Source organism: Alloalcanivorax gelatiniphagus, assembly GCF_005938655.1.
Classification (GTDB): Bacteria; Pseudomonadota; Gammaproteobacteria; order Pseudomonadales; family Alcanivoracaceae; genus Alloalcanivorax; species Alloalcanivorax gelatiniphagus.
Genome location: NZ_VCQT01000019.1, coordinates 69,352 through 82,038, shown reverse-complemented (window position 1 = coordinate 82,038; position 12,687 = coordinate 69,352). Strand labels below are relative to the sequence as shown.

At 66.0% G+C, this 12,687-nt stretch carries 9 protein-coding genes; 7 read left to right on the top strand and 2 right to left on the bottom strand.

All coding sequences use genetic code 11. The annotated features are described in order from the left end of the window. Positions 1-50 precede the first annotated feature (50 nt). Together FGS76_RS04150 and acnB are read left to right on the top strand one after the other, a co-directional pair. The gene (locus tag FGS76_RS04150) at positions 51-953 is read left to right on the top strand and encodes a lysophospholipid acyltransferase family protein (RefSeq protein WP_138771369.1); all 903 of its coding nucleotides are present in this window, start codon (positions 51-53) and stop codon (positions 951-953) included. 484 nt (positions 954-1,437) lie between these two features. Beyond that, positions 1,438-4,032, top strand: coding sequence for a bifunctional aconitate hydratase 2/2-methylisocitrate dehydratase (gene acnB / locus FGS76_RS04145; RefSeq protein ID WP_138771368.1), 2,595 nt, complete (start codon positions 1,438-1,440; stop codon positions 4,030-4,032). A 154-nt stretch (positions 4,033-4,186) separates the two neighbouring features. Here the strand turns inward: acnB and pgm are convergent, their stop codons facing one another. Then, positions 4,187-5,851, bottom strand: coding sequence for a phosphoglucomutase (alpha-D-glucose-1,6-bisphosphate-dependent) (pgm, locus tag FGS76_RS04140; RefSeq protein WP_138771367.1), 1,665 nt, complete (start codon positions 5,849-5,851; stop codon positions 4,187-4,189). Positions 5,852-6,214: 363 nt separating this feature from the next. On the opposite strand from pgm, the gene thpD reads away from it, so the two are divergent. The 5 genes from thpD to FGS76_RS04115 all read left to right on the top strand — a co-directional run bounded on the left by thpD (position 6,215) and on the right by FGS76_RS04115 (position 10,825). After that, positions 6,215-7,135, top strand: coding sequence for an ectoine hydroxylase (gene thpD / locus FGS76_RS04135; protein WP_138771366.1), 921 nt, complete (start codon positions 6,215-6,217; stop codon positions 7,133-7,135). Between the two features lie 138 nt (positions 7,136-7,273). Further along, positions 7,274-8,650 carry an arylsulfotransferase family protein gene (locus FGS76_RS04130; protein ID WP_138771365.1) on the top strand — a complete coding sequence of 459 codons (1,377 nt, stop codon included), beginning with the start codon at positions 7,274-7,276 and terminating at the stop codon, positions 8,648-8,650. Positions 8,651-8,659: 9 nt separating this feature from the next. Then, on the top strand, positions 8,660-8,974 hold the full coding sequence (locus tag FGS76_RS04125) for a hypothetical protein (RefSeq protein ID WP_205717172.1): 315 nt from the start codon (positions 8,660-8,662) through the stop codon (positions 8,972-8,974). Positions 8,975-8,978: 4 nt separating this feature from the next. Then, on the top strand, positions 8,979-9,695 hold the full coding sequence (locus tag FGS76_RS04120) for a hypothetical protein (protein ID WP_138771364.1): 717 nt from the start codon (positions 8,979-8,981) through the stop codon (positions 9,693-9,695). Next, complete coding sequence (locus tag FGS76_RS04115) at positions 9,692-10,825, top strand: sulfotransferase family protein (RefSeq protein WP_205717171.1); 1,134 nt, start codon at positions 9,692-9,694, stop codon at positions 10,823-10,825. The genes FGS76_RS04120 and FGS76_RS04115 overlap by 4 nt, the downstream gene beginning before the upstream one ends. A 24-nt stretch (positions 10,826-10,849) precedes the next feature. Here FGS76_RS04115 and FGS76_RS04110 read toward each other — a convergent pair whose 3' ends face one another. Then, positions 10,850-12,529, bottom strand: a complete 1,680-nt coding sequence (locus tag FGS76_RS04110) for an OpgD/OpgG family glucan biosynthesis protein (protein ID WP_138771363.1) — start codon at positions 12,527-12,529, stop codon at positions 10,850-10,852. Positions 12,530-12,687: the final 158 nt, after the last annotated feature.

Here is a 12,687-nt window from a genome sequence, read left to right as displayed (position 1 = left end):
GCGGGCGCTGCCCCTGGTGTTCGGGGGCCGCAACGATATAATCGCGCCCCATGGGACGACGAACTCACCCCGCCATCCAGACCTTCAAGGGCCGCGCCGCCGCCGGCGCGCTGCGCTTGCTGGGTCTGCTGCCTTTTGCCCTGAACCGGGCCCTGGCCACCGGCCTGGGCCGGCTGCTGGCCGTGCTGCCCACCGAGGCGCGGCGCGTCACCCGCATCAACCTGCGGCTGTGCCTGCCGGAACAGCCGCAGCGGGAAGCCCTGGCCCGGGCCTCCCTGGTGGAAAGCATCAAGAACACCTTCGAGATCGCCCGCTTCTGGCGCCACCCGGGGGACGGCCTGGCACGGGTGGTGTCCGAGGACGGCGACGGCCCCCTGCGCCAGGCGGTGGCCAACCGGGAACCGGTGCTGATCCTGGCGCCGCACCTGGGTTGCTGGGAGGTGCTCAACTTCTGGCTGGCCCGGGAGTTCGGCCTGCACGCCATGTTCGCCCCCTCTGGCCTGCCGGAGGTGGACCAGCTGATCAAGGAAGGCCGCGAGCATTTCGGCACCACCATGTACCCGGCCACCGCCCGGGGCGTGGCCGGCCTGGTGCGGGCCATGCGCCAGGGGGCGCTCACCGCGATCCTGCCGGACCAGGTGGCGGACCGGCGCAGCGGCCGGTTCGCGCCGTTCTTCGGGCAGCCGGCCTTTACCGGCACCCTGAGCTGCAAGCTGATCAAACAGACCAACGCCCGGGTATTCCTGGCCTGGGCCAGGCGCCTGCCCGGCCGGCAGGGCTTCGAGATCCGGGTGCGGCCGGCGGACCCGGGCGTGCACGATGACGACCTGGATTACGCGCTGACCACCATGAACCGCTCCATCGAAGCCCTGATCCGCGAGGAGCCCGCCCAGTATCTGTGGAGCTATAAGCGCTTCCGCCGGCAACCGCCCGGCGGCACCCTGCCCTATTGATACGCTGGATCGCGGCTGAAGCCGCTCCTACACCCAAGCCCCCGCATCACCGCAGGAGCGCCTTCAACCGCGATCACGCCGCACCACCCCACCCCGTACCTCACCCCCGTAGGAGCGGCTTCAGCCGCGATCCCCCCACCCAATCCGCACCACACCACCCCGTACCGCACCCCTGTAGGAGCGGCTTCAGCCGCGATCACCCCGCCCAATCCGCACACGCCACCCCGTGCCCCCCCCGTAGGAGCGGCTTCAGCCGCGACCCCCTCACCCCGCCGCCCCTGTAGGAGCGGCTTCAGCCGCGATCCGCCGCCCACCCACAAAGGCCAGTGATTGCGAGTATTCACGCCATGAATGGCCAGGAGCCCGGTTCCGTTTAACAGTTGATGGGGTTTCGGCTATACTCCGCGCGCAATTCCAACCCCCAGTCTCACCCCAACCAACTGATTTCCAAAAGAAATCGGTCAGACGAAACGAGGGATTCGCTGTGCTAGAAGCCTATCGCAAACATGTCGAGGAACGCGCCGCCGAGGGCGTGCCCCCGAAACCGCTGGACGAACAGCAAACCGCCGCCCTGGTGGAGCTGTTGAAGAACCCGCCCGCCGGTGAAGAGGAGTTCATCCAGGACCTGTTCGTCAATCGCGTTCCGCCGGGCGTTGACCAGGCCGCCTACGTCAAGGCCGCCTTCCTGTCCGCCATCGTCAAAGGCGAAGCCAGCTCCCCCCTGATCGACCGCAAGCGCGCCACCGAACTGCTGGGCACCATGCAGGGCGGCTACAACGTGGCCCCGCTGATCGAGCTGCTCGACGACGAAGAACTGGCCGCCGTGGCCGCCAAGGAACTGAAACACACCCTGCTGGTATTCGATGCCTTCCACGACGTGGAAGACAAAATGAAAGCCGGCAACGCCAAGGCCAAGGAAGTGATCGAATCCTGGGCCGAGGGCGAATGGTTCACCAACCGCAAGGACCTGTCCGAGAAGTTCACCGTCACCGTGTTCAAGGTGTCCGGCGAAACCAACACCGACGACCTGTCCCCGGCCCAGGACGCCTGGAGCCGCCCGGACATCCCGCTGCACGGCAACGCCATGCTGAAGAATGCCCGCGAAGGCATCTTCCCGGAGAAAGACGGCGAAATCGGCCCGCTCAAGCAGATGGACGAGCTGAAAGCCAAGGGCCACCCGGTGGCCTACGTGGGCGACGTGGTCGGCACCGGCTCCAGCCGTAAGTCCGCCACCAACTCGGTGCTCTGGCACTTTGGCGACGACATCCCCTACGTGCCCAACAAGCGCGCCGGCGGCGTCTGCATCGGCGGCAAGATCGCGCCGATCTTCTTCAACACCATGGAAGACTCCGGCGCCCTGCCGTTCGAGTGCGACGTGGAGAAGATGAACACCGGTGACGTGATCGACATCTACCCGTTCGAAGGCCGGGTGGAAAAAGACGGTGAAGTGATCGCCGAATTCGAGCTGCGCTCCCAGGTACTGCTGGACGAAGTGCGCGCCGGCGGCCGCATCAACCTGATCATCGGCCGTGGCCTGACCACCAAGGCCCGCGCTGCCCTGGGTCTGGAAGAATCCACCCTGTTCCGCAAGCCGGAACAACCGGGCGACTCCAACGCCGGCTTCACCCTGGCCCAGAAAATGGTCGGTAAAGCCTGTGGCATGGAAGGCGTGCGTCCGGGCATGTACTGCGAGCCGAAGATGACCACCGTGGGCTCCCAGGACACCACCGGCCCGATGACCCGGGACGAGCTGAAAGACCTGGCCTGCCTGGGCTTCCAGGCCGACCTGGTGATGCAGTCCTTCTGCCACACCGCCGCTTATCCGAAGCCGGTGGACGTGGAAACCCAGCACACCCTGCCGGACTTCATCATGAACCGGGGCGGCGTGTCCCTGCGCCCGGGTGACGGCATCATCCACTCCTGGCTGAACCGCATGCTGCTGCCCGACACCGTGGGCACCGGCGGTGACTCCCACACCCGTTTCCCGATGGGCATTTCCTTCCCGGCGGGCTCCGGTCTGGTGGCCTTCGCCGCCGCCACCGGCGTAATGCCGCTGGACATGCCGGAATCCGTGCTGGTGCGCTTCAAGGGCAAACGCCAGCCCGGCATCACCCTGCGTGATCTGGTCCACGCGATTCCGCTGCAGGCGATCAAGGAAGGCCATCTGACCGTGGCCAAGGCCGGCAAGAAGAACGTGTTCTCCGGTCGCATCCTGGAAATCGAAGGCCTGGAAGATCTGACCGCCGAGCAGGCGTTCGAGCTGTCCGACGCCTCCGCCGAGCGTTCCGCCGCCGGCTGCACCATCACCCTGTCCGAGGACAGCGTGGCGGAGTACCTGAAGTCCAACATCACCCTGCTCAAGTGGATGATCGCCAACGGTTACGGCGACGCCCGTACCCTGGAGCGTCGTATCCAGGGCATGGAAGAGTGGCTGGCCAACCCCAGCCTGATGCGTGCCGACGCCGACGCGGAGTACCACACCGTGATCGAGATCGACATGGATCAGATCAAGGAGCCGGTACTGTGCTGCCCGAACGACCCGGACGATGCCAAGACCCTGTCCGACGTGGCCGGCGCCAAGATCGACGAAGTGTTCATCGGTTCCTGCATGACCAACATCGGTCACTTCCGCGCCGCCGGCAAGCTGCTGGAAAAAGTGGACGGCCTGACCACGCGCCTGTGGATCGCCCCGCCCACCAAGATGGACCAGCACCAGCTCACCGAAGAGGGCTACTACAACATCTACGGCCGCGCCGGCGCGCGCACCGAGATGCCGGGCTGCTCCCTGTGCATGGGTAACCAGGCACGGATCGCGCCCAAGTCCACCGCGGTGTCCACCTCCACCCGGAACTTCCCCAACCGTCTGGGCCAGGGCGCCGATGTGTACCTGGCCAGCGCGGAACTGGCGGCGGTGGCGGCGGTGCTCGGCAAACTGCCGACCACCGAGGAGTACATGCAGTACGCCGAAACCATCGACTCCATGGCCGGCGAGATCTATCGCTACATGAACTTCGACCGCATGGATGAGTACCAGGAAGTGGCGGACAAGGTGAAGATCCCGGTGGCGCAAGCCAGCTAAGGGACTCTCCCTCCGACCACAAAAAAGCCCGGCCTTGTGCCGGGCTTTTTTGTGGCTGGCGATAACGTTACGCCGGGCTCTCCGTAGGAGCGACTTCAGTCGCGATTGCCGGTGGTGCCAGTTCAATCGCGACTGAAGCGGAAGGCTGCTGCTGTCAGCTCGCCAGGACGGCGTCGACCAGCGCCTTGGCCTCTTGCTGGATACGTTCCAGATGGGCCTGGCCTTCGAAGCTTTCGGCGTAGATCTTGTAGACGTCCTCGGTGCCGGACGGGCGCGCCGCGAACCAGCCCGCCTCGGTGACCACCTTGAGCCCGCCGATGGCAGCGCCATTGCCCGGCGCCTCGGTGAGCTTGCGAGTGATCCGATGGCCGGCCAGCGTATCGGCGCTGACCTGGTCCGGCGACAGCTTGCCCAGCTTGGCCTTCTGCTCGCGGTTGGCCGGCGCATCAATGCGTTCATAGACCGGCGCGCCGTAACGCTCGGTCAGCGCCAGATAACGCTCGCCCGGGTCCTGACCGGTGACCGCCGTGATCTCGGCGGCCAGCAGGCCCAGGATGATACCGTCCTTGTCGGTGGACCAGGGCTTGCCGTCCAGGGTCAGGAACGAGGCGCCAGCGGACTCCTCGCCGCCGAAGCCGAGACTGCCGTCGATCAGGCCGTCAACGAACCACTTGAAGCCCACCGGCACCTCGACCACCTCCCGACCCAGCCCTTGCGCGACGTAATCGATCATCGATGACGACACCAGGGTCTTGCCGATGGCGGCCGTGTCGCTCCACAGCGGGCGATGGGTGAACAGGTACTCGATGGCCACGGCGAGATAGTGGTTGGGGTTCAGCAGCCCGGTGGAGCGGGCGACGATGCCGTGGCGGTCGTGGTCGGTATCGCAGGCGAAGGACACGTCGAAGCGGTCCTTGTTCTCGATCAGTCCGGCCATGGCGTAGGGCGACGAGCAGTCCATGCGGATCTTGCCGTCCCAGTCGACGCGCATGAAGCGGAAGGTCGGATCGACGGTGGTCGAGATCACTTCCAGCGGCAGGTCGTACTTCGCGGCGATCCGTGGCCAGTAGTGCACCCCGGCACCGCCGAGGGGGTCGACGCCGAACCTGAGCCCGGAGTCGCGAATCGCCGCCATGTCGATGACCTTGTCGAGGCCGCTGATATAGCTCTCGATATAGTCGAAACGCTGGGTGGTCGACGCCTTGAGGGCTTCGGCATAACCGATGCGGCGAACGCCCTCGAGGCCGCCGGCGAGCAGGTCGTTGGCTCGCTCCTGGATCCACTTGGTGACGTTGGTATCCGCCGGCCCGCCGTTGGTCGGGTTGTACTTGAACCCGCCATCGCCCGGCGGATTGTGCGAAGGCGTGATGACGATGCCGTCGGCCAGCCCGCCGCTGCGTCCCTGGTTGTAGACCAGAATGGCGTTGGAGATCGCCGGTGTCGGCGTGTACCCCACCTCGCCACCGGTTTCTTCGCAGCCGGCATCGATGCGCGTATCGACACCGTTGGCCGCCAGTACTTCCAGCGCCGAGCAGAATGCCGGCTCGGAGAGCGCGTGGGTATCCATGCCGATGAACAGCGGGCCGTCGACACCCTGCGCTTCACGGTACTCGCAGATCGCCTGGGTCGTGGCCAGGATGTGCCATTCGTTGAAGCTGGTCTTCAACGAGGAGCCGCGATGGCCCGATGTGCCGAAAGCCACCTGCTGGCCCGGGTCGCTGGGGTCCGGCCTCTCGCTGTAGTAGCGCGACACCAGGCGCGGAATATTGGCGAGGCTGTGCTCGTCCGGCAAGCGTCCCGCTTGGGAGTCGATGCTCATCGTCAGTTCCTTTCGATGGTCTGGGGAGGAATGCCTTTCTTATAGCAGACCATCTTCAACGCCCGACAGGCAAGATAAGCTCGGCCATAATTGAAACGCGGAAACAGGCTGACGCTTGGGAAGGTCGTGCCCGCGCTTAAGTACGAGTCGTTGCTTCCCGGTCTGCTCCCCTTTCAACTTTCAACTTTCAACTTTTAACCCACCTTTTACCTCCCCCTGTAAAGAACTATTGAACAAGGCTGACCCGCCACGCCCCGGTATGCACAATCCCCCGTGATGCCCGCCGCGACCTGGCGGTCCTCGCCGATCACGCCGTGGCAGTCCCTCAACTCGAAAATGGAATCTCGCGGAGAGGAGCAGCTTATGAGCAGCGAAGATCTCTTTCCCACTCGCATGGAGCAGGACCGCAAACCCTTCCCCCGGCTGGACCCGGTGATTCACGCCCGCAACCAGGACCGTTGGAACGGCCCCCTGGGCGAGGAATCCCTGTCCCGTTACGAGCGCGATGGTTTTCTGTGGTTCGAAGGCTTCTTTTCCCAGGAACGGATGCGTCCGTTTTTCGATGAACTCAACGAAATGGCCAAGGACACCGAGCTGGTGAAATCCGACCAGGTGATCACCGACCCGGACTCCGGCGACCTTCGTTCCGTGTTCGACATGCATCGTATCTCCAAGCGCTTCGACGCCCTGACCCGGGACCCGCGCATTCTCGGCATGGTCCGGCAGTTGCTCGGCGGTGATGTCTACATTCACCAGTCCCGCATCAACGATAAGTTCGGTTTCCAGGGCAGCGGTTTTCAGTGGCACTCGGACTTTGAAACCTGGCACTCCGAGGACGGCATGCCGCGCATGCGCGCGGTGAGCGCTTCGATCATGCTCACCGACAACAACGAGTTCAACGGGCCGCTGATGCTGATTCCCGGCTCGCACCACTACTTCGTGCCCTGCCACGGCAAGACGCCGGAAGACAATTGGAAGGACTCCCTGAAGAGCCAGCGGGTCGGCGTGCCCAGCCAGGAAAACCTGCGCACCATGGTCAACCAGGGCGGCATTCAGGCGCCCAAGGGCCCGCCGGGTTCACTGCTGTTGTTCGAGTGCAATACCCTGCACGCGTCCAACAAAAACCTGTCGCCCTGGCCAAGGGCCAATCTGTTCTTTGTCTATAACAGCGTGGACAACGGCCTGGAGAAACCCTACGGCGGCACCGATGCGCGGCCCGGCTTTCTGGCCAACCGTGACGATACCGCGGCGCTGTCCATGTACGACAATCTGGAGCCACTCTAAGCCACCAACCGGGCCTCAATGAGGCCCGGTTCACAAAACCCCGCCCTATTCCCCAGCTTTTACAAAGACTGACAAACCATCTGCCATGCCGGGTGTTTATTAAGCAGGCGACCTTGCCAGTGCTTTCAGGATGACGGCATGAAAAATTCGGATCGAATCGGCTTCACGGTTTTTTTCCTCGCGATTGTTTTTATCGCGTTCGTGGCCGGCGCCTTCGTGGTGCTGACCCGGACCTTCCCCTACCCGCTTTTCAACGATGCCCACAAGGCCGCCGGTGCGCTGCTGCAGCAACACTCGCTCAGCGATCTGTACACGCAGTCCGATCTGTGGCGGGACGCCCGCCGGGACGATCGGGGCGTTACCGTGCACGACCGGCGGCGGGCCCAGGCGGGCCTGACCCTGTACACCTCCGGCGACGGCAGCCATGCCAGCCTGATTGATATGGACGGCCGGGAAGTGCACCGCTGGGCATTGCCCTACAGCCAGGTGTGGCAACAAAGCCCGGTGGGCCGCCCGCCGCGCCCGGACGACCGCATCTATTGGCGCAAGGCGCGACTGCTGCCCAACGGCGACCTGCTGGCGATGTACATCGCCAACAACGACACCCCCTGGGGCTATGGCCTAGTGAAGCTGGACGCCAACTCCAAGGTGATCTGGCGCTACCACGCCAGCACTCACCACGACCTGGACATTACCCCGGACGGCAACGTGGTGACCCTGACCCATGAATTCACCGACCGGCCGCTGCCGGACTTTGCCCGGCTGGAGTACCCCTGGCTGGACGACTTCCTGGTGGTGCTCGACGGCGACACCGGCAAGGAACTCAGCAAGGTGTCACTGGCCCGCTCGTTCGTCGAGTCGCCCTACGCGGATCTGTTCTACGCGGTGCCCAGCTTCGCCACCGCCGACCCGCTGCACACCAACAGCGTGCAGTACCTGACGCCGGCCATGAGCCAGCGTTTCGCGCCGGCCAAGGGCCATGCCGGCCAGGTGCTGCTGTCGTTCCGCCATCCCGGCGCGGTGGCCCTGGTGGACCCGCACAGCGGCACCATGAACTGGGCCGTCAAGGGCCCCTGGCTGGGGCAGCACTATCCGCGCATCAACCGGGCCGGCCATTTCACCCTGTTCGACAACCTGGGCAACTTCGAGCCCGGCAACCGCACCCGCGTGCTCGAAGTGGACCCGGAGGATCAGCGCATCGTGGCGCGCTATACCGGCGACGCCGCGCATCCCTTCGACAGCGGCCTGCGCGGCGCCGTGGAAGAACTGCCCAACGGCAACTGGCTGATCACCGAATCCGACGGCGGCCGCCTGCTGGAAGTGGCCGACGGCGAGATCGTCTGGGAGTTCGTCAATCCGGTGCGCGCCGGCGACCGGGACCAGTACATCCCGGTGGTGTCCGCCGCCCAACGGGTGGCCCCGGAGGACCTGGACCCGGCATTCCGCTCGCAACTGAAAGTGCAAGCAGAACCGCAAGCACCGTCTCGGAAACAACCCTCTTCAGAGCAACGTTAGGAGACCACCATGAGTATTCATACTTCCCGGGCAACCCGGGCCGCCGCCCTGGCCCTGCCCGCCCTGCTGCTGCCAGGCCTGGCCTGTGCCTACGTGGGCCCCGGCGCCGGGCTCAGCCTGCTCACCGCCCTGTGGGGCATCGTCGCCGCCATCGGCGTGGCGTTGCTGTTCGTGATCATGTGGCCGATCCGACGCATGCGCCGGCGCCGCAAGGCCGCCGCCGACGAGTCCGCCGCCAAGGTGGCGGAGCCACCGGTGGACGAGACCCCGGCGGGTCACACCGACGAATCGCCGCGCCCCGGCGACGACGACCGGCGCGTCTAGCCCCATGGCGCTGTTCGATCTGCCCGCCCCGCTGTTCGCCCTGGTCGACACCGGCCTGGCCACACTGCTGCCGGCGGTGGCACGGCTGGCGGTGTGGGCGGCCGTGGCCGGTGTCGGCACTCTGTTTCTGTACAAGTGGCTGTCACCGCAGAGGCGCATCGGCGATGCCAAGCGCGCCGCCCGGGAGGCCCGCCGGGCGCTGAACGGGTTCGACGGCGAATTCAGCGATGCCGGCCCCCTGATCCGCGACCAGTTCGTCACCGCCTTCCGGCATCTGGGCCTGGTGGTGATCCCCACGCTGATCTCGATCCTGCCGCTGCTGGCCCTGCTCACCTGGATCGAAGGCCACTACGCGCACCGGCTGCCGCCGGCGGGCCAGCCGCCGGCCCTGGAGGCGGCGCCGGCGGACTACCAGGCGCACTGGTCGGTCGGCGGGGACACGCCGGTGATCCAGGTCCGCCAGGGCCAGCGCCAGGTGGCGGAAGTGCCGGTCACCGCGCCGATTCCGGTGGTGGAACAGCGCCACTGGTGGAACTGGCTGGTGAGTAACCCGCTGGGCTATCTGCCGGAGGACAGCGGCGTGCAGCGGGTGACCCTGGCCCTGCCCCAACCGGAGTACCTGCCGTTCGGCCCGGGCTGGCTGCGCCATTGGCTGGCGGTGTTCTTCCCGATCATGTTGATCGTTTCCCTGCTCACCTACCGATGGGCGAAAATCCAATGAACACATCCGCACGCACGGACCGCACCGAGGACCCGGATTTTCAGGTGGCCACCTGGATGCATCTGGCCGGCGGCTGGGTGCACCGTCACCCCCGCGCCTGGATCAAGCTGGGCAATCTGGAGACCCGGGCGGTGGCCGACGCCATCGAAGACCTGACCGTGGACCGGCCCCTGTACGTGGCGGGCCTGGCGCGCTCCGGCACCACCATCGTGCTGGAACATCTGGCCGGCCACCCGGAGGTGGCCTCCCACCGTTACGCGGACTTTCCCTTCCTGCCGATTCCCTATTGGTGGAATCGCTGGCTGTCACTGGTGCCCGGCGCCCACGAGGAGGCCCGCGAGCGGGCCCATAAGGATGGCATTCAGGTGACCTCGAAAAGTCCGGAGGCGTTCGAGGAAATGCTGTGGATGGCGTTCTTCCCGAACGCCCACGATCCCGACCACAGCTCGGTGCTGGGCCGCGACGACCGTCACCCGGACTTCGAGGCGTTCTACGATCAACACATCCGCAAGCTGCTGGCGATCCGGGAGCGCCGCCGCTATCTGGCCAAGGGCAATTACAACCTGGCCCGGCTCGGCTATCTGCACCGTCTCTATCCGGACGCCCGCTTCCTGGTGATGATCCGCGACCCGGTCTGGCACATCGCTTCGCTGATGAAACAGCAAGCCCTGTTCGTGGCCGGCGAAACCGCCGAACCCCGTGCCCTGGAACATATGCGGCGGGTGGGCCATTACGAATTCGGCCTCGACCGGCGCGCCATCAACATGGGCAACGATGGGGAAACCGCGCGGATCACCGCCCTGTGGCAAAGCGGCCAGGAAGTGGAAGGCTGGGCCCGTTACTGGACGGCGGTCTACCGGCAGGTGGCGGACACCCTGGACGCCGACCGGGCCCTGGGCCAGGCCGCCCTGGTGGTGCGCTACGAGGATCTTTGCGGCGACGCCGATCACACCCTGGCCGGCGTGTTCCGGCACGCCGAACTGCCGCTATCGGACCCGGAACGCCAGCGCCTGGCCAGCGGGCTGCACGCCCCCACCTATTACCAGCCCCGGTTCGATGAGCGCGAGCGTGCCCTGATCGAGGAGATCACCGCGCCGGTGGCGCGGCGTTTCGGCTACACCGGAGCATGATCATCCGGGCGTGACGGGGCCCCCTCACGCCTGGCTACCGGGGAACGGCGGGAACCGGCGTTCTTCCTTCGGCGGCGGAAAATACTGGAACAGCCAGGTCTCGCTGATCACCTTGCCCCGGGCACTGAGGGTGAGCCGCATGTTCACCGGGTCCGTGGCGTCGCTGTCCGGGTACCAGTCGAACAGAATGCGGAAACCGTCCAGGTCCTTCACCCACAGTACATGCAGGTCCTTCACCTGGCCGGCGGAGGTATCCAACTGGGTGTCCACATCGATATCGGCGTCGTACAACGCCTTCAGCTCGCCGCCCACGAAGTCCACCGCGATGCGTTCCGCCCACACCTCCGGATAGTGCTCGCCGGGGGCCCAGCCTTCCGGAAAGCCGCCCATGCCGCTGAGGGTGGCGCGCACCCGCGCCAGCTCGGTGTGCACCGGCGCCCGGGCGGCCCAGTGCAGCCGATAGCCAAAGCTCAGCGCCTCGCCGCCCTGGATCGCCTGTCGCGGCTTCCAGAACGCCACCACGTTATCCATGGTCTCGCCGGTGGTGGGCAATTCCAGCAGCTGGATTTCACCGTCGCCCCATTGTCCCTTGGGCTCCACCCACAGGCTGGGGCGGTCGTGGTAACGGCCGATCACATCCTCGTAATCGTCGAAGTCCCGGTGGGTCTGCAGCAGGCCAAAGCCCTTCGGGTCGTGGTCACCGAAGGCATTGAACTGAATGCGTGGCGGGTTGTTGAGCGGCCGGCACACCCATTCGCCATTGCCCCGCCACAGGGCCAGCCGGTCGGAGTCGTGCACCCGGGGATGCAGGGTGCGGCACTGCCGCCGCTGGTGGCCACCGCAGCTGAACATGCTGGTCATCGGCGCGATGCCCAGCTGGCTGACGGCCTCGCGGGGGAACAGGTGGCTGTCGATGTCCATCACCACCCCGTCGTCGCCGCAATCAATCACGAAGCGATAGGCACCGGCCAGTTTCGGCGAGTCCAGCAGCGCATAGGCGGTGAACCGGGTGGCGTTCCGGGCCGGCGTCTCGAACCAGAAATGGGTGAAGTCCGGAAACTCCTCCTGCTCGCCCTCGGCGAAGGTGTTGACGGTGGCGCCCCGGGCGGACAGGCCGTATTGGTAGGAGCCGTCCACCGCGCGGAAATAGCTGGCACCGAGAAACGAGATGATGTCCTTTTCGTCCAGGGACGGCGCCTTGAACACGCGGAAGCCGGCGAAGCCCAGGTCGCTGCCCAGCTGCGCCACGTCCACGTCGGCGCGGTGGTAGTCGAACAGCTCCGGACGGAAATGAATCTCCCGGGCCTGGCCGCTGTCCGGGTCCACCGAGTACATCCGCACCGGCTGGTCGAAGGCCATGCCGGCATGGATGAACTGCACGTTGAGCTGGTCGCTTTGCCCGCGCCACAGGGCCCGCCCCGGGTCGAACCCGATCTCGTTGTACTGGTGCGGCGTCAGCGCCGCCAGGGTGTCCGGCAACCGCCGGGCGCCATCCCGGTAGGGCCTGGCGGCCTGTTCCCGGGCCCGCCGCCGCAGGCCGTCGAAACTGAATGGCTGTGCCTGGCCGTCGGCCAGGGGGTTGTCGGCGGTTGAGGCCTCGGCGGTTGAGGCGTTGGCGCGGGCGGCGGCGAACAGCGGCGCGGACGGCAGGCCGTACCAGGCCGCCATGGCCAGGGCGCTCTTCAACAGGGTTCTGCGTTTCATCGAAATGTGGGTCCTTGTGCCAAGGGCCGAGGGTACGGAAACGATAACCGATGCCGTCCCGGGCGAGGGTAAAAGCTTGAATATTGGGACCGGTTCCGGGGGCGCCCGTTCCGGCACCGGTTCACAAAACAAAACCCTGGGAAGTGTCCGGGAATATT

Coding starts and splice junctions, on each gene's coding strand:
- thpD (WP_138771366.1), top strand. CDS start 6,215: ATGAGCAGCGAAGATCTCTTTCCCACTCGCATGGAGCAGGACCGCAAA.
- FGS76_RS04115 (WP_205717171.1), top strand. CDS start 9,692: ATGAACACATCCGCACGCACGGACCGCACCGAGGACCCGGATTTTCAG.
- FGS76_RS04130 (WP_138771365.1), top strand. CDS start 7,274: ATGAAAAATTCGGATCGAATCGGCTTCACGGTTTTTTTCCTCGCGATT.
- pgm (WP_138771367.1), bottom strand. CDS start 5,851: ATGAGCATCGACTCCCAAGCGGGACGCTTGCCGGACGAGCACAGCCTC.
- FGS76_RS04110 (WP_138771363.1), bottom strand. CDS start 12,529: ATGAAACGCAGAACCCTGTTGAAGAGCGCCCTGGCCATGGCGGCCTGG.
- FGS76_RS04120 (WP_138771364.1), top strand. CDS start 8,979: ATGGCGCTGTTCGATCTGCCCGCCCCGCTGTTCGCCCTGGTCGACACC.
- FGS76_RS04150 (WP_138771369.1), top strand. CDS start 51: ATGGGACGACGAACTCACCCCGCCATCCAGACCTTCAAGGGCCGCGCC.
- FGS76_RS04125 (WP_205717172.1), top strand. CDS start 8,660: ATGAGTATTCATACTTCCCGGGCAACCCGGGCCGCCGCCCTGGCCCTG.